This window comes from Pseudomonas sp. RW3S2, assembly GCF_014268955.1.
GTDB classification, from domain to species: Bacteria; Pseudomonadota; Gammaproteobacteria; order Pseudomonadales; family Pseudomonadaceae; genus Aquipseudomonas; species Aquipseudomonas wayambapalatensis.
This window is the reverse complement of the sequence record NZ_JABWRM010000021.1, coordinates 1-21,995: the sequence shown is the minus strand read 5'-3', so window position 1 is coordinate 21,995 and position 21,995 is coordinate 1. Positions and strand designations below refer to the sequence as shown.

Here is a 21,995-nt window from a genome sequence, read left to right as displayed (position 1 = left end):
GCGTCGCTTATAGCCGGGCCTGCTTAGTTGGCTCCAGCTTGGGCGACTGCTGCAACAATCCTCGTGGCAACTGGAAACCTTTGAAAGGCTCTTGCGTTATAGGGTTGAAGGCCTTCTCCGCGTTGAGTCGATAGCGCATCACGCCGTCACCGGTCCGGAAGCTCAAGTCCACGCTGGTCGCGGTGCGTCCATTGAGCGAGCCACGGCTGAGCAAGCGGAACATCGACCAAGGCCCGCGGTACTCCAAGCTGCTACTGTTGCCGCTCTGCCTGAGCAAGGTCAGGTTGCTACGCACGTGCTGCCCCAGAGTATTAGGCCAGACGATACCGGTGATCTGGCGCGGACCATGGGTGTAGGAAATCAGCTGGCCATCGAGGTCCAGCAGACTGGTACGCTGGTTAGCGCTGAGCCCCAGCGGCTCAATGCTGAACTGCACGCTCAGGTTGCCACGCTGATCGAAGAAGGTTTCGCGGATGCGATCTGCTCGCTCCAACTGTTCGATCACATCGCTGCGAATCAACGACCGCCCTTGCTGGCCAGCCTGCAGGGCTTCGAGATTGTCCTTCAGGAAAACACGCAGGTACTGATCGTTGAACTGCTGCAGCCGTCCCTTCGGCCCGAAGAAGGCTTCAAAGTCGTCCAGCGAAGCATCGGGTGCCCGCACCACGAAGGGGTAACGCCCAGCCAGGCGCTGCTGGAAGAAGCTGTACACCTCGGCATCCCAGCGCCGCTCCAGTTCGCGCAGGGCTTCGATGTTGAGCACTTGTGCCGTTTGATCGGCCACTTTTCTAACCTGGTGGTTGATTGGCTCTGGCAAGCCGGTGGCTACGCGTTGCAAGGTGCCGATCGGATCGGGTCCTGTCATCGAGAAGCGCTGAAGTACTGCCTGGAGTGCTGCTTTGCCTCTGTCCGGACTGTCCTGCACTGCCTTGGCGTAATCATGAACAGCGGCAATGGCAGCAAGGGTTTCATCGTAATAGCTGGGCTTTTCACCCGTTGCCTGCAACATCGCGCTCAGCCCGGCAAAGGCACGCTGAATAGCCCACGCCTGTTGTTGCTCGGGCTTGCGGGTTATCGGTCGTAAGGCCTCAGCCTGCGCAACTGCATCTGCCTCCACAGCAGATGACAGCGAAGTATTGACCCTCACCGTATCCAATAGCCGATGCAGCGGTGCGGCTGGGCCGGTGAACTGCTGAAGCACCTCAACCCCATGATCCAGATCGCGGAAGTCGGCCACCGAGAAAGCATTCAAGGCACGCCGCCAACTGTCGATGAAATCGGCGCTGTACAAATTGCGCAGCCGTTCACCCAGCGCCTCTCGGTCTGCATCCGAGTAGTCGAGCTGGCCGCGCTCGCCCAGTGCCCACTCGTCGACCATGGCCATTTCGGCGAACCGTTGGCTACGCGGCTCGAAGTATTCTCTGAAGCCCTTGGCCGTAAGCATGGGTGCTACCAACACACTTTCACCATACCTGGCACCGACAGACGACTGATACACCACGTCGAAGGTCGGCCCGACCTGATGACGCAGGTCCAGGCCTGTAGGCAACTGCTCCCCCGCCTGCTGCTTGAGGCTCGCATAGACCCGCTCTGGCAGCGGCGCCTTGCGTAAAATCTGCTGCACCTCGGCGATTCGCTGGTTGTATTGCGGCAGTTCGGTATCGGCATACGCCATCGCGTACTTCAGATGCCGCATGAGGTCGCGTTGCAGTTGGCCCTGGCCAGGAAATTTTTGCTGCCACTGGCGAGCCATCCACTCCTCGACCCATTCGGATCGGCGGTTCTGGCGATCCTCCAGCATCCGGTATATCCGCAGGGCAGCCATCTGCTGTTCACTACCTGGCGGGGCCGCATCCATGGCATCGACTACCCCACTGGCCAAGGCCGGCAGGAAGCGTTTCGAGAGCAAACTAAGGTAGGCCTCATCGACACGCGGACCGATGGCACGCCCCTGATACAAACCTAAATCAGCCACACCCGGCCATGCGCCACGGTAGTCGCCAAATACCGACACCGCGTCGCGGATCTGATCCAGCGGCTCCAGCAGGTTGTGCCCGGTCGGGTCCAGTCGCTGGTCCACTTCGTGATGACTGTACTCCCGACTTTTGGCGAGCACGTTGGCGGCCTTGGCACCATTGATATCGAAGTAGCGTTGCCAACTGGCGATGGCGACAAGAAAAGCCAGTGCGCCCACACCCGTGCCAACCCAGAGCAACTGCCGCTTGCTACGCGCCACTCTGATGTTGTCCCCGGCAAGCCCGGCTTCCTGATAGATGACGCGCCTGAAGGCATGCTGGATGAAGTAGACCAGAGCCTTGCCTTGGACCTTACCCTCGCGCAGCGGAAGTTTTGTCTTGTAGGGCTGGGCAGCCTCGCGAACGAATGCATTGAGCATGTCGCCTTGCTGCACTACCGAAGACCAGTACACACCACGCACCAGCGCAGGCGTGGTGAAACGGTCACTTGCCAGTGCTTCTTGCAGGAATCTCAGTAGTATCGGGCGCAGCCCAACCAGCTGGGCATGCAATGAGAAGAGACGCGCCCGCAGTGATGCATCGCCCAATGTATCGAGTCGGTCCAGCACCTGCTCAAACAACTGGCTGATCAACCGATCGTAGTGATCGCCATACTCGTCCAGCCAGGCGTCGAACGTTCCAATTGCATCCAGCTTGAAGGTGAAGCCCAGCATCTTTTCCCGCGCCGCAGCGGGAAGCCCGGCGTAAAGCTGATCGAAACCATCCAGTAGATCGAACTTGCTCAGTACCACATACAGCGGCAGGCGTGAGCCCAGTTGGCTGCTCACCTCGTACAGCCGCGCGCGCAAGACATGCGCCAGCGCGACACGTTGCTCAGGTGTGCCGTGCAACAGTGCAGGCAGATCGACAACCAGCAGCACACCGTTGAGGGGTCTCTGGCTTCGGTTGCGCAGCAGCCAGTCCAGTAGGTGCTGCCACAATCTGGCCGAAGTGGTGGGAGGTACTGGCACTGCGTCTGCTTCCTCGGCAGGCGAAGCGACCCCAGCCCCCTGGCTGATAAAAGCGCCTGGCGGATCGATGATCACCGCATCGTTGCTGATCCACCAACCGATCGGATAGGTCAGTGCTTGCACTGGTCGGCCACGCGCCCGTGCCTTGTCGATGCGAGTCAGAGAGAAACTTTGTTCGGTACGGTCGAGGAAGTTGGTCTTGCCTGCATGCTGGTCGCCCACTACCAGATACCAGGGCAGTCGGTACAACGCTCGTCGCCCACCGGCATTGTGTAGAAATCGCGAAAGCCCTTGGTCCAATGCCTTCTCTTGCGCTTGAACGAACGGCAACGTTTGATCCAGTTCGACGGCTGCTGCCTGATTGCGCTCTGCCTGCAGATGGCGAAAACGCCTGCGCAACACCACGAGCCAGCACACCAGGGGTATCAGCACAAGCACCAGGCTTGCCAGCCCTCGATGGGCAATGCTGGCCAACGGTCGCTGCTCGCGCCACGTCCATTGCGGACCGAGCCACCAGATGGCAACGAGCATCAGCACAGCAGCCAGCACGAGCAGCAGCGGCATCGCCAGGCCAATGCGCGTCACCAGCGGCAAGCCCCTGCGTTTGAGTTGCTTCCATAATTGCTTCATCAAGATTCCTGCTCCTTGCTCCGTTCAACCAGCAACTGGGGGGCGGCATATTGCTGAAGCCGCTGAAAGACCTCCGGCTCCCAGGCGCTGGCAGTGGTGTGCTGCATCGTCCGGGCAACGCTCGCGCACAGGTCCTGCGCCAGCCAGGACACCCCCCGCGCAGCCAGCAAGTCAGCAGCGACCACCGTGGTATGGCAGCGCTCCCGAGGCGTTCGCAGATCGGCCTGCATCCCTTGCAGCCTGAGCAGAACCGGTTCGACGCCACCGACTTCCAGTTGGCCGGTCAACTCTTCACGCAAGCTTGCAAACTCCTGAGCGCCTGCACCCTGATCGGATTGCCCTTGGGATCCCTTGAGCCAGGCCAGGCATTGGTCATCCACGAATACACGGCCGTCGCTGAAACACAATTGCTGCAACGCTGGCATGCGCAGCACAAACCGCGCGGTGGCAGCGCGAATGGCCTCGGCCACTTCGCCCATCGCCAACCGGGTTGCGGCGGCCGCCGCGAGGAAACTGCCGCGAATCCAGTAAGGGCAAGCCGTCACACTTTTCTCGATCCGCTGCAGCAATGCCGCATCAACCGTCGTGCCCGCGATGGCCTCTTCATAGTCACCGGCAATATCCTGCGGAACCGCCATCAGCTCCGTTCGATTGTCCTGCCTGGTCTGCGGCGCGGCCTGAATATGTGCCCACAGGCCGAAGCGGCGTAGCTGGTAGCCGGTAGGGTCGTAGGGGTCCTGCTGATTGATGAGCTCGGCCATGCTCAGTACGGCACGCCGCGTTTCTCGCTCGTTGCCCAGCGACACGCGTGGCGTTGGCTTGGCAATGACTTGCGCCAGAGATTCAGGTTTGATGTTGGGTGCAGCAGCCGTAGGCGAAGACTCGCCAGCGCCGCTGGCAAGTTCCAGGTGTTTGCCCAACACGTGCTCGAGCTCGCCCAGTGCCGCGGAATCCAACTGTGCGGCGTCCTGTTGCTGTTGCAGACGCTTCAAGCCGTCCTCAGCCAGGGCGGCATGAGAGGCGTTGTAGGTGAAGCGGTCTAGTCGCGGCAGCGCCTCGATCAAGCGGGTGACCACGATGGTGACCAGCTTGCGCTTGCCCAGATAGCCCTTGGGGCCCGGTTTTGGATGAGCGGTTTCCCAATAGCGTTCAACCACACCCGCCAACAGCTCCAAGGTAAATCCCCAGCGCTGCCAGCAATCGGCGCGCAGCCATGCCGCGCTCAGGTGGGTAACGATTCGCAAATGCTTGCACTGCTGGGCCAAGTACTGCCGGGAAGCCTCTTCGATGTAGGTCCAGTCGATCGAGGTCTCCTGCAACCCTCCCAGCTTGACCATCTCCTGGTCAATGGCCTGGTATGTCTCATCCTCCACATCGAACAGGCCAGCCGGTGCCTGTGGGTCGATCGGCGCAAGCAGCCGGGCGATTTCTTCAGCCGAAACCTGTGCTACCAGCGACATGTCTTGCGCGCCTCATCGATGAGTGGGTCAAGCCCCTGGGCATCAAAGATCAAGCCATCGATGGCCGGGTTGTCGCTCTGAACGTGAATGCGGTGGGCGCCGATCAGTTGCTTGATCTGCTCGATCCCCGGCAAACCTCGACCAGCGTCGAGGACCTGACCGTTTTCCATTACCTGCCATGGTGTCGCGTTGGTATTGCGGCGTTCGCCCAGCAACTGCACCGTCACCCGGCCTACATCGAGCGGGCGTCCAACGACCAACTGCAACCTGGAGATGTTCTGCACACAGCTGATGACCAAGTATGGGGACGGCGTTGCCGATGCGATGGCGGGTGCGGATATCAGCAACCCCTCCCCTTCAGCGCTGAGGCGAAACGTCAGGTCCTCTGGCGGCCGACTCGCTTCATGAGCCAACACGCGGCGCACGGTGGGTGAGTCCTGCTCCGGCGCGGACCACCTCAGCGGCTCAACGCGAGCCGGTGTTCCTGCGGACTTGTCGAAACATGCCAGGCGCTCAAGATTGGACACGATCCTTGGGCAATCTCGATCAGCGTATGCAGGCATCGGCATACAACTGAGTAGCAGAGAAATCCCTACGCCGTATGTATTGCGCACAATCACTGACAATAACTTCCTGTTCTAAATCTGCACTTACCCGAGACCAGACCTGCGCATCGCTTAATTCCAGTCGCATCTTAAAACTGGCGAAAGCGTAGGCCATAAGCGAGAAAAACAACAAACAAATATTTAGTTACAAATTCCCGCTCGACCAATTAACACCACTCAATGCAAGGTTTTTAATGATGAAGTTACCGCTAACTATCAAAGTGAAAATTCGCCCCACACTTAGAGAACTTTCCTACAAGTAAGTTTGCAAAGCTCACGCATCACGGAAACTTCCTACAGACCAAGGATAGATTTTATGGCTAAGAATATTGGCTCAGTCGCGCCCAAGGAACGCATAAACATCAAATATGTTCCGGCCACTGGAGATGAACAAGCCGAAATAGAGCTTCCCCACAAGATGCTGGTCATGGGCGATTTCGGCCTGAATGACAACCGTGCGCTGGAAGATCGTCCTGTCATGCGCATCGATAAACACACATTCAACAACGTACTGAATGACGCGGACGTAAGCCTGGGCATGTCCGTGCCCTCCATGCTCAACGCGGCTCCAGGCACAGAGCTTGCCGTGCAGTTGCAATTCCGGTCGATCAACGACTTCGGGCCAGACCGGATCGCCCGTCAGGTACCGGAGCTGAACAAGCTGCTGGAGCTGCGCGAAGCCTTGGTTGCCCTCAAAGGGCCGTTGGGCAATGTGCCTGCGTTTCGCAAGCAACTGCAGCATCTGTTGAGCAACGAGCACGCCCGAAAACAACTCGCCGAAGAACTGGACCTGGTGCTCGAAGCGCCAAAAGAAGACTGAGACAGCGGAGCGTCCCATGCCTAAGCAAAACAGCACTACCGTGGCCGTTGAAACAACTGTCGACACATTGGGCACAGCCAGCTTGCTCGACCAGATCATGGCAGAAACCAAATTGGTGCCTGCACAAGAGGGTTATCAGGTCGCCAGGCAGGGCGTCTCGGCCTTTATCGCCGAAATACTTAAAAGTGATGACCCAGATCAATTAATCAACAAACACCGCGTCGATCAGATGATCGCCGAAGTGGATCGGGTGCTCAGCAAACAGATGGATGCGATCCTGCACCAGCCTGAGTTCCAGCAGCTCGAATCCTCGTGGCGCAGCCTCAAACTTCTGGTCGATCGCACTGACTTCCGCGAAAACATCAAGCTTGAAGTCCTGCATGTCAGCAAGGAAGACTTGCTCGATGATTTCGAGAATGCTGCCGATATCACCTGCAGTGGAATGTACAAACACGTTTACACGGCAGGCTACGGTCAGTTTGGCGGCGAGCCGGTTGCAGCCATGGTGGGCAACTACAACTTCGGCCCCTCTTCCCCCGATATCAAACTGCTGAGTTACATGGCCTCCGTCGGTGCGATGTCTCACGCCCCTTTCCTCGCCGCGCCGTCCCCCGAGTTCTTCAATCTGAGCAGCTTCGAAGAGCTGCCCAACCTGAAAGAGATCAAGGACATTTTCGCCGGCCCACGTCATGCCAAGTGGCGTGCATTCCGTGAAAGTGAGGACTCCCGGCACGCGGCCTTGACCGGCCCGCGGTTCATGCTGCGCTCGGCCTATCACCCCCAAGAAAATCCCGTCCAGAGCTATCACTACTACGAGGACATCGACGGAAAACACGACAACTACCTGTGGGGTAACTCTGCCTTCCTGCTGGCCAGTTGCATCAACGACAGCTTTGCCCGCTACCGTTGGTGCCCGAACATCATCGGTCCGCAGTCCGGTGGCGCCGTCGAGGACCTGCCGGTGCACCTGTACGAGTCCCTCGGCCAGCTGCAGGCCAAGATCCCGACCGAAGTGCTGATTTCCGACCGCAAGGAGTTCGAGCTGGCCGAAGAGGGTTTCATCGCTCTGACCATGCGCAAGGACAGCGACAACGCCGCGTTCTTCTCCGCCAACTCGGTACAAAAACCGAAAAACTTCCCCAAGACCCCGGAAGGGCTGCAAGCGCAGACCAACTACAAGCTCGGCACCCAACTGCCCTACCTGTTCATCGTCAACCGCCTGGCCCACTACATCAAGGTGCTGCAGCGCGAACAGATCGGCAGCTGGAAGGAGCGCCGTGACCTTGAGTCCGAGCTCAACAAATGGATCAAGCAATACGTCGCAGACCAGGAAAACCCCTCTGCCGATGTGCGCAGCCGCCGGCCATTGCGTGCCGCCAGAGTCGAGGTATCGGACGTTGCCGGCGATCCAGGCTGGTACCAGGTGTCGCTCGCCGTACGCCCGCACTTCAAGTACATGGGCGCGAACTTCGAAATCTCCTTGGTTGGACGGCTCGATACGCAATGAGTGGATTTTTCGATCGCTTGACGGTGGATCAGTCCGTCTGCCGGGAGCCGTCCCGGCAAGAAAACGCCAGCCAAAAGTTCGCCGCCATCAAGCGTCACCTCGAAACCTTGCTCAACGCTCGCCAGGGTTGCTCGCAGAGCAGCCCCGAGCTGGGCTTGCGTGACTTCAATGGACACGACGCAAGCAGTGGCGACCTATTGCAGCAAGTGAGCGCGGACATCCGCCGCACCATCCTGCGCTTCGAGCCCCGCGTGCATGTGCGTTCGCTCAAGGCAGTGCCCGATTGCCACGCGCCGCTGGAGCTGCATTTCAGGTTGGACTGCCACGTGCAGGTCAACAACCACACAGAGCAGTTGCAACTGGAGCTGCTGGTCAACGGCCATAACCGCCACACCCGAGTGAGGTGACGCATGTCGCTCAAGGACAGATTCAGCGAAGAGTTGCGTTACCTCCATGAGCTGGGGAACGACTTCGCCGAAGACAACCCACAACTTGCACGATTGCTCGGCAAGGGTGGCAGCGACCCGGATGTCGAACGGTTGATGGAGGCTTTCGCTTTCCTCACCGCCAAGCTGCGGCTCAAGCTGGAAGACGACCTCCCTGAGCTGACGCACCCCATGCTGCAACTGCTGTGGCCCAACTACCTGCGGCCGCTGCCGAGCGCCACGATCATCCAGTTCACGCCACGCAAGCAGGCACTCAGTCAATCCCAGCGTATCCCGAGGGGCTCGCGGTTGTTTTCCAAACCTGTGGATGGGGTGCCCTGCGAATTTCGCACCTGCACCGAGGTGGACATCCACCCGTTCGCGATCGAAAAGGTACACGCTACCCAGACACTCGACAGCTCGGTGGTTCGGCTCGACCTGCGAACCTTGGCAGAGCGGCCGTTGAATACGATGAGCTGCCACAGCCTGGACTTTCACCTGAGCGGTGACACCCAGACCGCCCGCACTCTGTATCTCTGGATCGCTCAGTACCTCAAATATGTCAGTGTGATGATCAATGGTGAAGTTCGTCGACTACCCGCCAGTAGCCTCGCTTTCCCAGGCTTCAGGCCAGACGAGGCTTTACTGCCCTACCCGCAGAACGTCTTCGACGGCTACCGAATCCTCCAGGAATACTTCGTTTTCCCTGAGCGCTTCCATTTCTTCAAGTTAACGGGGCTGGAGAAGATCTGGCCTGATCAAGCGGCCCAGCAAGTAGGCCTTGAATTTCACTTCTCCCGCCAGTTACCTGACTCACTGCGTGTCGCAGAAGCAGACTTCAGCCTGTGCTGTACCCCTGCGGTGAATTTGTTCGCACACAGCGCCGAGCCAATCGACCTGTCCAATGAGGCTGCCCAGGTCGAGCTCACTCCCAGGGGGAACGCGCGGCATGCCTATGAGATCTTCAGTGTCGACCAGGTAATCAGCACCCGCACGACAACCGACGGTAGTGCCGGCGAACACCTGCGGACCTTCCGCCCTTTCGAATCGTTCGCTCATGAGATCGAGCATGTTCAAGGGCGCAAGGCGCTGTACTACCGCTACACGCTCGAAGAGTCCCTGCGCGGTGATGGGGTCACGCACCGCATTGCCTTTGTGCGCGCGGACGCCAACGCCTACATCGGTGAGCTGGAAACCGCGTCCATCGACCTGACTTGTACCAATCGCGACCTACCGCTGGCACTGGCGATCGATGACATCAACGTGATATCCGAGGTGACGCCACCGCTTGCCAGCTACAGCAACATCTGTGCCCCAACCCGCCCGTATCGACCGGTGTTGGACGGCCAGTTGCAGTGGGCCCTGATCTCCAACATGTCACTGAACTACCTGTCGTTGCTTTCGGCTGAACCGCTCAAGGCGGTCATTCGCGCCTACGACTTCGCGGCGCTGCACGATATCCAGCAGACACGCACCACCCGCAAACGCCTCGATGGCATCAGGGATGTTCAAACAGAGCCATTGGACTGGCTGATCAAGGGACAGCCCGTTCGTGGCCTGCGCACACGACTGAAGCTGGATCAGGCGGCGTTCCTCTGCGAGGGCGACCTCTACCTGTTCGGTTGCGTGCTCGCACACTTCTTCGCCCTCTACGCCAGCATCAATTCCTTCCATCAACTGGAAGTTATCAACATCACCAATACCGAGCACTACACATGGCCAATCCAGACCGGCAAGCAACCGCTGATCTAGCCGACACGTTGCTCGCCGAGGCACACCAGTACAACTTCTTCCAGTTGCTGGAGCGCCTGCACGGCTTGCACGGTGATGATCTGGAACCGCGTTGGCCAGACAAAGCCACACGTCTGCGCGTGCGGCTTGCCTGCGACCCGCGGCTGACCTTTCCTGTTTCGGACGTATACAAAGCCGAGCGCATGCCTGCGGCGCAAGACCGCTACCGCGTCTGCACCACATTCATGGGCCTGCATGGTACGGACTCCCCCCTGCCGTCCTACTACCTGGAGCAGGTGGCGTATGAGCATGCGCAGGGTATCGGTGTGCGCCCGGCCTTCTTCGACTTCTTCAATCATTACCTGCTCAGCCTGTTACACCGCATCTGGCGCAAGTACCGCTACTACATTCGTTTCCAGCCGGGTGCTACCGACGGCTTCTCGCAGTACATCTTTGCCCTGCTCGGGTTGAATGATAAACAGCTGCGCGGCGACACAGCACTGCCCTGGAGTCGGCTGCTCAGCTTCGCCGGCGTCATCGCCAGCCGCAGCCGTGCGCCCGGCACTGTCGCCGGCATCATCGCCCACTGCTTCGACCTCAAGCAGGTGCAGATCCGCGAGTTCGAAACCCGCTTGGTCCCCACCACGACCCAGCAACTGGTAAGCCTAGGCCGCAGCAATGGCCAGTTGGGCAGTTCGCTCATGGTCGGCAGCCGCACGCGAACCCGCAGCAGCAAGTTCACCATCGTGATCAGTGAGCTCGACCAGAATCAGTTGCGCAACCTGTTGCCCAGCGGCATCAACTTCAATCGCCTGCGTGCACTGATCGACTTCCTGCTGCGCGACGGCCTGGCCTACGACCTGGAGCTGCGTCTCAAGCAGAACGCCCTATCGCCCTTTTGCCTGCACGCCAGCCAAGGCGCCTACCTGGGCTGGACCAGTTTCGTCGATGACCGCCATGGCCAGATCACCCCGGTTGTGCGGTTTCGGGGGCGCTCATGAGCACCTTGACCTTGAGCATCACCAACCTTGAACAGTTGCAGCACGACGTCACGGCACGACATCAGTTCGATCGCATCGGTGGCACCATCGGCAGCGCAGGGGCTACCTGGCGGATCAATGATCGTGAGGGGAACGTTGCGCCGGTCCACTGCGAGATTCGCTGGATCGAAGGCAGCTTCTGCGTCATCGATCACTGCCAGCGCACTTACCTGAACGACAGTCTCGACTGCGTGGGGGCGCTCACCGCCCGACGCCTGCTCGAAGGTGACCAACTGCGCATCGGCGCTTACCGGCTGCAGATTCAGCTTTCACAAGCGGATGTGCGCTCGCTGGAAGACCTGTTCAGCCTTGACCAGAGAACCTTTGATCAACGGCTAATCGATATACCCGCCCAGACCTGGCAATCGGCTTGTGCCACCCGCGAGGCCGTCGTTGAAATCTGCTCGGTCTTCGAACCAGGGGTTGGCAGCGATCCCTTGGCGGCGCTGGATACTGAGACAGGACCTGCGCAGCAGCCCCCCCTGGAAAGCCTGATTGCAGGAGAACGCCCATGATCCGTTACCCATTCGCAGCCGCTCTGCTGACGGCGCTGTTCGGGCTCTGCGGCTGCACTTCTCTGAGCAAGATCGGCCAGGTCATCGTGGACCCCTCGGTGCCCGTCGGACCGCCCAAGGAACACCCGACCCAAGTCGCGTTCAGCATCAACGCCAGCCCGACGCTCAACGGCAACGCTCACAGCGTCGAGGTATCCGTCGAGCAGCCTGGCGCCCTGGAAGCGAGCCCCTACGCCGTCAGTTTGAGCGCTGGTGACCCGTACGCCTTGACCGAGAAAGTCGGGACCTTGCTCGAATATCTCCAGCAACAGTTCCCCGCCATGTCGCCAGTCACGATGCCAGTGGACGAGGACGACGACCTGCTGCGATCGCCCATGGAAGAAAGCACTCCTGGCAGCTACGACGACCCGGCCGTGGTCCTGACCTTACCCCACACCACGACCGTGGCCGCCGAGCCTGTCGCTACGCCCATGGCGATCAAGATCCTGCAACTGCGCGACGACTCGCTACTGCGCAACAGCGTTTACGAACTGCTGGACAAGGACCCGCCCAAGGCGTTGCGCAGCACCTACATCCGCGATGACGACTACCTGCTGCGACCGGGCCAGTTCAAGTTCATTCCCTTCGCGCCCATCGATCCCGAAACCCGCTTCATCGCGGTGATCGCCGACTACCGCAACCAGGAAAACGCCACCTGGAGTCAAGTGCTGCGCATTCCCCCTCGCGGCCACCAGATCATCCTGTCGGTGTTGCTCAACGACACGCAGGTCCAGCTCAAGGAGGAAGACTGATGCCACGCCAGACTACCTCACCTACTCACGCTGACACGGAGCGCTCATGAGTTCACGCAACCCCGTACTGTGGCCTGAAGGCCTGTTCGTCAAACCGCAGCATTTTCAACAGGCGGCCCGGGCCAGCGAAGCAGCCCTGCACCAACGCCTCGGCAGCCTCAATGCGGCGTTCTATGGTTTCAGCGAACTGCAGTTGAACGACGAGTACCTGAGCCTGGGCAAGATCGCTATCACCCGTGCGCGGGGCATCATGCCGGACGGCACAGTGTTCGATATACCCGCCGACCTGCCGCCCCCGCCACCATTGGAAATCGAGGACGACGGGGCGAAAGACAGCGAGATCTACCTGTGCCTGCCACTGCGCACCGAAGGTGGCCGAGAGGTGAGCTGGCCCGACAATCCCGCCAATTTCCGATACTGCGCTCAAGCCGAGGAAATCAAGGACACCCACAGCGCAGACGGTGACCTGGTACAGGTCGACCTGGCAGTACCCAACTTGCAACTCAAGCGCAAAGCCGACGACAGCAGCGCCTATACCCGCTTGGCCGTGACCCGGATTCTTGAGCGGCGCCCCGATGGCAGCCTGCAACTGGACGAAGGGTTCTACCCCACCAGCGTTTCGGTACGCGCCATACCGGCACTGCAGCGCTTTCTGGAAGAGATCACCAATACGCTGCGCGAACGCGCACGCAACCTGGCCGCCCGCATCGGCGCTTCTGGGCAGTCGGGCATCGCCGACATCCGCGACTTCAACCTGCTGCAGGCGATGAACCGCTGGTGGCCGTGCTTCCAGCACCTGACCAGGCAAGGCCAGACCCACCCCGAGCAGCTGTATCTGCACATGAGCCAGGCCTGTGGCGAGTTCGTCACCTTCACCGACGAAACCCGGCTACCACAGGACTACCCCGCCTATCACCACACCGCATTGCGCACCTCGTTCAAGCCGCTGGAGGACACACTGCGCCGGGCACTGAGCACTGTGCTGCAACCCCGCGCCGTCTCGCTGCCATTGCAAACGTTGGAGTACGGCGTGATGACGACCACCCTGGAAGACCGTCGCCTGATCGACCAAGCCGACTTCATCCTGGCGGTACGTGCCAATCTGCCACCGCACACGTTGCGCCAGATGTTCGTGCAGAAGGCAAAAGTCGTCTCGCTGGAATCGTTGAATGAAGCTGTGCCGCTGCAACTGCCAGGTATTCCATTGGTGCCGCTGCCCGTGGCGCCTAGGGACTTGCCATTCCACGCAGGTTTCACCTACTTCGAACTGGACCGTCGAGGCCCAGCCTGGGCTGGCATGAAGACGTCCAGTGGCTTCGGCATTCATGTCGCAGGCGAGTTCCCAGGGCTTGAAATTCAGTTCTGGGCAATCAGGAGTGAATGAGATGAGAGATGGTGTTCACGACAGCCAGGATGGCAACAGGGGCCTCTTCGACGCGTTAGCCAACGCAGGTAGGGACGCCAAAAGATCCTCCGACAACATCGCCACGAATGCGCAGGCACAACCTGCTTTTCAAGGTTACTTCGCCGACCCTGACTTCCAACTGCGGGGCGGCTATGCCAATCCCATGCTGGATGCCGCCGCCCCCCTGTTCGGCCTGGTGATGCGCCTGCGCACACTGGATTCATTGCCCAACATCAAGGATGTGCATCAACAGGTGCGCAACCAGATCGACAACATCCGGGAAGAGATGCGCCAGCACGGTTACGAGCATCCTCAGTTGCTCGCCTACTCGTACGGGCTGTGCCTCTATATCGACGAAGCGGTCATGGACAGGCCCTGGGGTAAGACCAGTTGCTGGAGCCAAGAGCCGCTGCTCAGCATCTTTCATGACGAAACCTGGGGTGGAGAAAAACTCTTCACGGTGCTCGCGCGCCTGATGCAAGAACCCAAGCGTTATCAAGCCGTACTGGAGTTCATGTACTTCGCGCTGTGCCTGGGCCTGAAGGGCAAGTACGCCATCGCACCGAAAGGCGATGAGTCCTTGAACGCTTTGATCCACAAGCTCCACGGGATCATCCGTGAACTACGTGGACCAACACCGGTACATGTCTGCGATCCCTACACCAACGTGGCTCCACGCAACTTCCGCATGAACCGGCAATGGCCATGGTGGAGCCCACTGGCAATTTCCGCCGCGGCCATGGCTGTGGCCTACAGCACCTACAGCTACCGCCTGCACCTCATTACCACAGAGGTGCTGGCATCGCTCAACGGCATTTTGCAGCAGTAACCCGCCGACATCCGGCGTAACGGAACTCAACGAATTGACGAGGCAATGGCTTCGTTGACAAGCCCATCGTTTCCGATGGCCACGCCACCGTGTGTGCGCGTGCTCAATCCACATGGACGCAGGAGAAACTGCCATGCCAACACCCGCTTACATCAAGATCGAAGGCCAGACCCAAGGCAACATTACTGCGGGCGCCTTCACCTCCGACTCGGTGGGCAATGTCTTCGTCGAAGGTCACGAAGACGAGATTCTGGTACAGGAAATCAAGCACCAAGTGACCGTACCTACGGATCCGCAAAGCGGTCAGCCCGCCGGACAACGGGTACACAAACCGTTCATCTTCACCAGTTCGCTGAACAAGGCCACGCCGTTGATGTATCAAGCCTTGGCCAGCGGTGAAATGCTGCCCACCGTCGAAGTCAACTGGTATCGCACCTCGGTAGAGGGCAAGCAGGAGCACTTCTTCACGACCAAGATGGAGGATGCAACCATCGTTGATATCAATACGGTGCTGCCTCACGCACAAGACAAGGATAACGCTGATTTCACCCAGCTTATCGAGGTCTCGCTGTCATACCGCAAGATCTCTTGGACCCACGTGACTGCGGGCACCGAGGGTTCCGACGACTGGCGCAAACCGATCGCCTGATCTAACAGAAATGCCCCGGCAGTCATCGCTGCCTGGGCATTTCGAATCTCGGACGGCGGACAAGGATTGCTTATGCCTAGCCAATCTGACTTGCGTTACAGCTTTCTGCCACTTGCTGGCAAAGCAGAATTCGAAGTGGTTTCGTTCACACTCAAGGAGGGCATCAGCCAGCCGTTCACGCTCGAACTTCAGCTGATCAGCCACGAAAACGACATCGACTTCGGTCAGTTGCTCGACAAGCCGGTGTTGTTCACCATCTGGCATGGCGAACGCCCTGTGCGCTACGTGCACGGCCTGGTCAGCCGTTTCAGCCAGGCTGAAAGCGGCTTCTACCGTACTTACTATCAGGCGCTGGTCGAGCCGCAACTGGCCCGCGCCGACCTGCGTTCGAACTGGCGTATCTTCCAACAGAAGACTGTGCCGCAAATTCTTGAACTGATGCTCAAGCGTCAGGGCATCGACCAATACGAACTGCGTGCCAGCATGGACCACCAGGTCCGCGAGTTCTGCGTCCAGGCCGGCGAGACAGACCTGGCGTTCATCGCTCGTCTTGCTGCTGAGGAAGGCTTCGTCTATCGCTTCGCCCACAGTGAGAAGCTGCACAAGCTGATCATCACTGATCGGCTGCAATCGCTGGGGTTGATCAGCCATGGCGCCATCAAGCCCGAGGATGAAGACGAGGGCTTCTTTGATAACGACGAGCCTGTAGCCCCTGACAGCGTGCTGTACCAAGCCAGCAGCGGTGGCGACCAGCCTGTTCCCTGCTTGCGCCGCTTGAGCTACAGCGAGCAGGTGCGCACAGCACGCCAGGTTCAGCGCGACTACACCTTCACCAACCCGGCTTACCGCCAGGAACACAGGGCCTCCGGCCCCTTCCTGGAGCATCAGTCCAACGAGTACGAATATTTCGATTACCCAGGCCGCTACAAGCGCGATGTCGTAGGTAAACCGTTCACCGAAAACCGCATCACGGCACTGCGTCATGATGTACGACTGGCGCAAGTCGAAGGTGATGACGTACGCCTGCAACCGGGCTTGAGCTTCACGCTGACGGGTCATCCGCGTGATGACCTCAATACCCATTGGCGGGTGAATGCGGTTACCCACAAAGGTAGCCAGTTCACCAGCCTGCAGGAAGAAGCCACAGGGATCGACCAGAGCACGCGTTATGAGCAGACCGCCGTGCTGGTCCCCGGTCGGACCGAATGGCGACCTTCTCCGCTGGCAAAACCGCGCATCGACGGCCCGCACATGGCCACTGTGGTCGGACCTAAGGGCGAAGAGATCTATTGCGATGAGTGGGGCCGGGTCAAGGTCAGTTTCCCTTGGGACCGCGAGAGCGAGAATAACGAGTTCAGCTCCTGCTGGGTGCGGGTATCGCAAGGCTGGGCCGGTGGCAGCTGGGGCTCGATGGCCATTCCGCGCATCGGCCAGGATGTGATCATCCAGTATGTCAACGGTGACCCCGACCAACCGATGATCACTGGCCGCACCTACTGCGGCGATCAACTGCCGCCCTACGACCTGCCCGAACACAAGACCCGCATGACCATCAAGAGCCAGACCCACAAAGGGGATGGTTTCAACGAGCTGCGCTTCGAGGATGAACTGGGGCGGCAGGAGGTGTTCATTCATGCCGAGCGGAATCAGAACAATGTGGTCAAGCATGATGAAACCACACAGATTGGAAATGATCGGTCTGAACGTGTAGCGCGGGATGAGCAGATCAGTATTGGCCATGACCGACACGAGGAAGTGGGTAACGACCAAGGTCTGAAAATTGGGAGAGACCATCATCGTGAAACAGGTCGGGATGACCTGCTTCAAATTGGCCGCCATCGCATGATCACCACAGCAGAAGATCGTACGGAGCAGGTGGGTAACAACAGATATGACAAAACCACAGCGAATCACTCGATAGAGATTGGCGGCCATCTGGAGCAACACGTGGTCGGAAATGTCGAGCTACGGGCAGGACAAGCGATTCGCCAAGAAACGCAAGTCATAGAGCTCCAAGTGTCACAAAGCCTAACCATCAAGGCGCCGGGAGCAACGCTAACGCTTGACGGCAGCGGCATCACACTTGACGCCATTGCAATCAAAATCAAAGGCCCTGTAGCACAAAGTCCAACAGGAAGCACGCATAACCTAGCCATCAGTTCCACTCCAACGCCTGCGGAAGCCATCTGCATCAGCTGTTTGCTGAAAGCCATCGCAGAAGGTCGCAATGTCATTCGCATGGAGGGGGATCACGAATGAAAGACCTCTTCGTCGAAAAATTACTCCGTCCTCTACGACAAGCAGAAGGCTATCGACTTTCCGCTGTTCTTGAACTTTCCCAGCTAAGCACTGAACAGTTGGAAAGCCTCGCACAGCGGGAGCACGGAATATTGTGTCCGCTGATGCAACAGGATGAGCTCAGCAACCTGCGCCCGTTCGGCACCGGTCTATATGCGGCCAACACCGACGCCAACTTACAGAACCAATCCGACCTCTTCTGGCAGTTGAGCGAGTTCGCAGCCGATGCCATCTGCGGCTGGATCATCAGCTCGTTGCCTACTGCTGCGTTAGCCACTCACCTGGCGCAAGCCAACACAGTTCGGGCACCTGACGGCCAACGCTACTTACTGCGCTATCACACCGAACAATGCCTGCGTGTGCTGCATGCCCGAAAGGATCTGCCCAAAATCGTCGAATGGTTCGCACCCATCCATAGTTGGTGGGTGCCTTATCCAGATGCCAATGAAGAAACCTGGTGCTGTTTGATGGGTGGCGACAGATCTGCAACCGAAGAACTCAACGACCTAACACTAGACCCTGCGTGCTGGGAGGCGCTGGCAGGAGACCCACTTGAACATCGACTCGCCGATCAATTGAAAAGCTCACTGGCCGCGAGTGGGCAAGCTAAACAATGCCACAGCGTGCGCCTGGGTCGGGTACGCAAGTACCTCGCTGCCGCGCGAGAAGCAGGATTCATCGAGCAACAAGACCTGATCACCTATGTCACCTATTCAGCGCTGCTCGGCGACAGATTGACACTCGATCCCATTTGGCAGGCCGCTATGAAGGAATCACTCGAGCAACGACAGCCATTTGCTCACCGCCTTCAAACACATCTGCACCGCTTACTTCACTAGGACCTCTCATGCTCGATCTGGAGACGCTGCTTGAAATCAATCGGCAGAACTGCGAGGCACTGCAAGATCCTTTTTCAGTTGGGCCTGACGTCACATGTACTCGGACCTTCACTGTGCTGCCATTACGCTATGCCGCCGTTGGCGGCAGTGCCCACCAGCGCCAACGATTACCTACCCTGCCTGAGCATCTGCGCCACCCTCATCGCGTCACTGCGTTGGGTCATGCCGATTACGCCATTCGCCCGCTTCGTGAAGGCTTCCTGTATGTCATGGAAAAGCGCAAACGCAGCGGGCGCTACAGCCTGCATCTACCCTATCGAATCGCCGCGAACGGGGCCCTGTCGCTCATAGACCCTGAAAACACCGAGCCTCAACCGTCAGGTACCCACACCCTCCAGGATGTCGTGCGCAATATGACTTGGGCGTTCAAGGTTCAGGATCTCGACGATTTGCTTGAGCTTCGCCTGTTCTACAGCCCTGATCCTTTGACCCTCGCGGCACAGCGACAATTGCTGCGTCGACGCGACGCGCTACCGGCCGTGGATATAGCGCCCTTCGCCGGTCCCAGCTGTCCGACCCCCAGGCCTTACACGATACGTCATGACCAACTGGAGCTTGTCGCCGACTTTGCCGCCGAATCCAACGACTTGTTGCGCAGGCTATTGGACTCCCAGGTATTCAGTACACCCAGCATCAGCTCGCTGGCTGCGGCGCGGCAAGCACTGGCTCCTTTGGGCGACAGACCTGAAGCTCGGGGTGTCGCCATCGTGGTGGAGGACGCCATCGGTATTACTCAAGAACTCAATGCCTGGCGCAACGCCGGCATGGAACACCTCAAGCACTGGCTGGAAGCCAGCACCGAGAAAGCCGGCCCTAGTAACGAGCGCAAGGTTTTGGTCGCACAGGCATTCAGCGAATTGCATCAGCAATTCACTGAGCGCAAAGTCGCCGCGCTGGTCGATCACCATAAAGAGGCGATGCGCGCTTATCTCGCCCGCAGCGACCAGGGTGTTCACCCGCAGATGGCCGATTGGTGGGCGCAGACCAAAGAGGACATTCTCGACAGCGCCAGTGAGTTAAAAAGGCAGAACCTTGAGACCCGTGCGAGAAACGGCGAATTTGCAAAGCATTTCCAAGAGCGCTACCTGTCAAAGGTCAACCTGCAAGGCATGCATCAACACCTTGACATGTTCAATGCGCAGAGCCTCGAAGCACAACGTCTTGCCGAGTCCAGAGCGGCAGATCACCTCACGTGGTTGAAGTCCCCCGAGCTTCTGAAGGCGCTTGCCCACTACGACGAGAACGACCTCGCCAATGGCCTGTGCTTTACGCAGCAGACGGGGCTGTGCGTGGTCGGCCTCGAAGGCGTGCCCGCCGGCGCAGAGTTACTTGCCCAATGGTGGCGCGCCGACAGTATCTCCCCCGACAACTTGGCGCTGCGCTCGTTTGTCTTCAACCAGCGCGCAATCGCCGAGGTGCTTGCGCAAACACGCACAACGCTGGACGCACTGCCGCAGGGTGACGATCCTTTGCAGCAACTGGATACAGCGCTCAAACAAGCCAAGGAACTCGCCGCACACTTCAGCCAGGTCGATAGCCATCTGGACCTGCTCGCGCAACACAGCCCCGCCAACACGGCCGGCGCGCTGGCCTGGCTCGGGCAATTGGGGCGACAGAGCTTGTCAGTGGGTGCCCCTGGTAGCGCCGATCGCTTGCTTTACCGACGCCTGAGCACCTACCTCATCGCCTCACTGGGTGAGCAAGCATTGAACCTGCGGTTGAGTGAGCAGGCGCTGGAAGGCCAAACCCCGTCACGCGGTCGCGTTGCAGCACCTGTCGTGCGCCGCCTCGACCGAGCTTATGTCGAGACATTGCAAGGCGTACACGGCAATCAGTTCTATCGCCTGCGCGTGGCCAGTGCGCTACTTCTGCTGGAAGCGGGGTTGCTGCTGTTACAAGGAAGAAAAGATGACAAGAACCGACGCTTCTGGAGTGAAGTGACTGCGGCCGCATTGACCAGTGCCGCCGCAGGGATGGAACTACTTGCAGTGGGTACTGAAGTGACGCTCAGAGGTGTTGGTGAGAACAGCGTCACTGCGCGAGGTGCGCAAGTTAGCTTGGGACGTTATCGGCTGTGGGGGGCCGGGTTGGCGGCGGTGGGGGGGATTGTCAGTATTACGTGGGACATCTCCGACGCCCTAGAAGCACGGAATAAATCTAAATCAATATTAGCCTCAGCTTATGGAATTAGAACAGGCGCTACTTTCGCGTTGCTCGTAGGGCAAGGAGGAATAGCGTTTTCACAGGCTAGTGCGCTTTTCCACTGGCTATCGATTAGTGACCTCAATATATTCAGAAGTAGCTTAGGCGCGGCCTTTTCAAAGTTATCTACACGATTGGCGGTGAACAGAGCGGCCATGCTTTGGCTTAGTCGTTTGAGTTGGATTGGAGGCGCCATCGTGCTCGCCACCAGTATCGCCTTATTGATTCTCGATGAAAACGCGCTAGAAAAATGGTGCAGCAAATGCTGCTTCCGCCTTCAGCTATCTCACAAAGGTTACTTAAAGGATGCAGAAGAACTTGAAGACTTGTTCAGTGCAATTAGCGAGATCATATAATGTATTTTGTTGAGTGGCTCTCATGGCTTGCCTACATCGACCCAAAAGAAGAACGCGATGCTTTTGAAAAACAGCATAATAAAGCGAAAAGGAAAACCATATATGAAAGCGACGAACAGGAGATGATTGAATCTGCAAAAAAATCAGCTAGCAACACCCCCAAAAGTCGAGGACCAGTCTACGCTTACAACGAGCACATATTGGAAATGCGTTGCGGCATGTGGGAGAATAAACGGGGACTGATAAGCATATTATCCGTCGCACTTATAGTCTACTCATTAGTAAATATAACGATTGTTTTAGAAGACATAAAATTCCTATTCAGCCTATCACTCAGCTACAACGGCGAGCCCTATGGCGAACGACTTTTTCTAGCATCATTCTTCCTAACCATGGGCATAGGCACATTATGGCTTTACTTAAAATTTGGGCTTCGCTTCACACGATTCGAGATGTTCACATCCCGCCACTTGCTGATACGTTTCAACCGCACTACCCAACAAGTCTACCTGCATCGCCCATCGTACTGTGGCGGCATCGTCACACTTCCTTGGCACGGTGTCATGTGCAGTGGCTCTGATAAAAAATACGCCGCTGCCGGTAGCTTGGGCCTTCCTTTGGATCTCATGTGGCAACCCTCGTACGCCGGCGCACTTCATCCCGAACTCGTCCACGTAGGCAAGGCCGCCAACAACTTCACGGAGCTGCAAGACGAATGGGAGTTCATCCGCCGCTTCATGGATGAGGGACCAGAGGGTTTACCGCGCCCCCGCATCACCTCGCACTTCCCCTGGCCCTGGCAAGCCTTCACACCTCAATTCGAAGGGCTGACCCGCTACTTTCGTAC

The 21,995-nt window shown here is 58.5% G+C and carries 17 protein-coding genes; 14 read left to right on the top strand and 3 right to left on the bottom strand.

The genetic code is table 11. The annotated features are described in order from the left end of the window. Positions 1-7 precede the first annotated feature (7 nt). From tssM to vasI, 3 genes are read right to left on the bottom strand one after another with little or no spacing between them, the layout of a single operon-like run. On the bottom strand, positions 8-3,616 hold the full coding sequence (gene tssM / locus HU748_RS23120; protein WP_186722092.1) for a type VI secretion system membrane subunit TssM: 3,609 nt from the start codon (positions 3,614-3,616) through the stop codon (positions 8-10). After that, on the bottom strand, positions 3,616-5,076 hold the full coding sequence (gene tssA, locus HU748_RS23115) for a type VI secretion system protein TssA (protein WP_186722090.1): 1,461 nt from the start codon (positions 5,074-5,076) through the stop codon (positions 3,616-3,618). The genes tssM and tssA overlap by 1 nt, the downstream gene beginning before the upstream one ends. Further along, positions 5,064-5,639, bottom strand: a complete 576-nt coding sequence (gene vasI, locus HU748_RS23110) for a type VI secretion system-associated protein VasI (protein WP_238343442.1) — start codon at positions 5,637-5,639, stop codon at positions 5,064-5,066. The genes tssA and vasI overlap by 13 nt, the downstream gene beginning before the upstream one ends. A gap of 358 nt (positions 5,640-5,997) precedes the next feature. On the opposite strand from vasI, the gene tssB reads away from it, so the two are divergent. The 14 genes from tssB to HU748_RS23040 form a co-directional block, all read left to right on the top strand. Further along, a complete protein-coding gene (gene tssB, locus HU748_RS23105) occupies positions 5,998-6,501 on the top strand; it encodes a type VI secretion system contractile sheath small subunit (RefSeq protein ID WP_186710589.1) in 504 nt (167 codons plus the stop codon). Positions 6,502-6,517: 16 nt separating this feature from the next. Continuing rightward, positions 6,518-8,008: a type VI secretion system contractile sheath large subunit gene (gene tssC, locus HU748_RS23100; RefSeq protein ID WP_186669703.1), complete on the top strand. Its 1,491-nt coding sequence runs from the start codon at positions 6,518-6,520 to the stop codon at positions 8,006-8,008. Next, complete coding sequence (tssE, locus tag HU748_RS23095) at positions 8,005-8,415, top strand: type VI secretion system baseplate subunit TssE (RefSeq protein ID WP_186669704.1); 411 nt, start codon at positions 8,005-8,007, stop codon at positions 8,413-8,415. The genes tssC and tssE overlap by 4 nt, the downstream gene beginning before the upstream one ends. A gap of 3 nt (positions 8,416-8,418) precedes the next feature. Continuing rightward, positions 8,419-10,185, top strand: coding sequence for a type VI secretion system baseplate subunit TssF (gene tssF / locus HU748_RS23090; protein ID WP_186722088.1), 1,767 nt, complete (start codon positions 8,419-8,421; stop codon positions 10,183-10,185). After that, positions 10,149-11,165 carry a type VI secretion system baseplate subunit TssG gene (tssG, locus tag HU748_RS23085; RefSeq protein ID WP_186722086.1) on the top strand — a complete coding sequence of 339 codons (1,017 nt, stop codon included), beginning with the start codon at positions 10,149-10,151 and terminating at the stop codon, positions 11,163-11,165. Before tssF ends, tssG begins: the two co-directional genes overlap by 37 nt. Then, positions 11,162-11,719, top strand: a complete 558-nt coding sequence (locus tag HU748_RS23080; protein ID WP_186722084.1) for an FHA domain-containing protein — start codon at positions 11,162-11,164, stop codon at positions 11,717-11,719. Before tssG ends, HU748_RS23080 begins: the two co-directional genes overlap by 4 nt. Further along, positions 11,716-12,510, top strand: coding sequence for a type VI secretion system lipoprotein TssJ (gene tssJ, locus HU748_RS23075; RefSeq protein WP_186722082.1), 795 nt, complete (start codon positions 11,716-11,718; stop codon positions 12,508-12,510). The genes HU748_RS23080 and tssJ overlap by 4 nt, the downstream gene beginning before the upstream one ends. Before the next feature lie 46 nt (positions 12,511-12,556). Then, positions 12,557-13,894: a type VI secretion system baseplate subunit TssK gene (gene tssK / locus HU748_RS23070; RefSeq protein WP_186669710.1), complete on the top strand. Its 1,338-nt coding sequence runs from the start codon at positions 12,557-12,559 to the stop codon at positions 13,892-13,894. A gap of 1 nt (position 13,895) precedes the next feature. After that, entirely contained in the window at positions 13,896-14,744 is an 849-nt protein-coding gene (gene icmH / locus HU748_RS23065) for a type IVB secretion system protein IcmH/DotU (RefSeq protein ID WP_186722080.1), read from the top strand. Between the two features lie 133 nt (positions 14,745-14,877). Continuing rightward, positions 14,878-15,393 carry an Hcp family type VI secretion system effector gene (locus tag HU748_RS23060; protein WP_186669712.1) on the top strand — a complete coding sequence of 172 codons (516 nt, stop codon included), beginning with the start codon at positions 14,878-14,880 and terminating at the stop codon, positions 15,391-15,393. A 72-nt stretch (positions 15,394-15,465) separates the two neighbouring features. Further along, positions 15,466-17,652: a type VI secretion system tip protein TssI/VgrG gene (gene tssI, locus HU748_RS23055; protein ID WP_186722079.1), complete on the top strand. Its 2,187-nt coding sequence runs from the start codon at positions 15,466-15,468 to the stop codon at positions 17,650-17,652. Continuing rightward, positions 17,649-18,530 carry a DUF4123 domain-containing protein gene (locus HU748_RS23050; protein ID WP_186722078.1) on the top strand — a complete coding sequence of 294 codons (882 nt, stop codon included), beginning with the start codon at positions 17,649-17,651 and terminating at the stop codon, positions 18,528-18,530. The genes tssI and HU748_RS23050 overlap by 4 nt, the downstream gene beginning before the upstream one ends. An 8-nt stretch (positions 18,531-18,538) precedes the next feature. After that, positions 18,539-21,148 carry a T6SS effector BTH_I2691 family protein gene (locus HU748_RS23045; RefSeq protein WP_186722077.1) on the top strand — a complete coding sequence of 870 codons (2,610 nt, stop codon included), beginning with the start codon at positions 18,539-18,541 and terminating at the stop codon, positions 21,146-21,148. Further along, the coding region (locus tag HU748_RS23040; RefSeq protein ID WP_186722076.1) for a hypothetical protein at positions 21,148-21,995 on the top strand (848 nt) is incomplete at its 3' end. The genes HU748_RS23045 and HU748_RS23040, both read left to right, overlap by 1 nt.

Bases quoted from the DNA above. Each gene is read 5' to 3' on its own strand.
- tssC (WP_186669703.1), top strand. From the start codon at position 6,518: ATGCCTAAGCAAAACAGCACTACCGTGGCCGTTGAAACAACTGTCGAC.
- tssM (WP_186722092.1), bottom strand. From the start codon at position 3,616: ATGAAGCAATTATGGAAGCAACTCAAACGCAGGGGCTTGCCGCTGGTG.
- HU748_RS23050 (WP_186722078.1), top strand. From the start codon at position 17,649: ATGAAAGACCTCTTCGTCGAAAAATTACTCCGTCCTCTACGACAAGCA.
- tssB (WP_186710589.1), top strand. From the start codon at position 5,998: ATGGCTAAGAATATTGGCTCAGTCGCGCCCAAGGAACGCATAAACATC.
- tssJ (WP_186722082.1), top strand. From the start codon at position 11,716: ATGATCCGTTACCCATTCGCAGCCGCTCTGCTGACGGCGCTGTTCGGG.
- tssI (WP_186722079.1), top strand. From the start codon at position 15,466: ATGCCTAGCCAATCTGACTTGCGTTACAGCTTTCTGCCACTTGCTGGC.
- tssG (WP_186722086.1), top strand. From the start codon at position 10,149: ATGGCCAATCCAGACCGGCAAGCAACCGCTGATCTAGCCGACACGTTG.
- HU748_RS23045 (WP_186722077.1), top strand. From the start codon at position 18,539: ATGCTCGATCTGGAGACGCTGCTTGAAATCAATCGGCAGAACTGCGAG.
- HU748_RS23080 (WP_186722084.1), top strand. From the start codon at position 11,162: ATGAGCACCTTGACCTTGAGCATCACCAACCTTGAACAGTTGCAGCAC.
- HU748_RS23060 (WP_186669712.1), top strand. From the start codon at position 14,878: ATGCCAACACCCGCTTACATCAAGATCGAAGGCCAGACCCAAGGCAAC.
- vasI (WP_238343442.1), bottom strand. From the start codon at position 5,639: ATGCCTGCATACGCTGATCGAGATTGCCCAAGGATCGTGTCCAATCTT.
- tssK (WP_186669710.1), top strand. From the start codon at position 12,557: ATGAGTTCACGCAACCCCGTACTGTGGCCTGAAGGCCTGTTCGTCAAA.
- tssE (WP_186669704.1), top strand. From the start codon at position 8,005: ATGAGTGGATTTTTCGATCGCTTGACGGTGGATCAGTCCGTCTGCCGG.
- icmH (WP_186722080.1), top strand. From the start codon at position 13,896: ATGAGAGATGGTGTTCACGACAGCCAGGATGGCAACAGGGGCCTCTTC.
- tssF (WP_186722088.1), top strand. From the start codon at position 8,419: ATGTCGCTCAAGGACAGATTCAGCGAAGAGTTGCGTTACCTCCATGAG.
- tssA (WP_186722090.1), bottom strand. From the start codon at position 5,076: ATGTCGCTGGTAGCACAGGTTTCGGCTGAAGAAATCGCCCGGCTGCTT.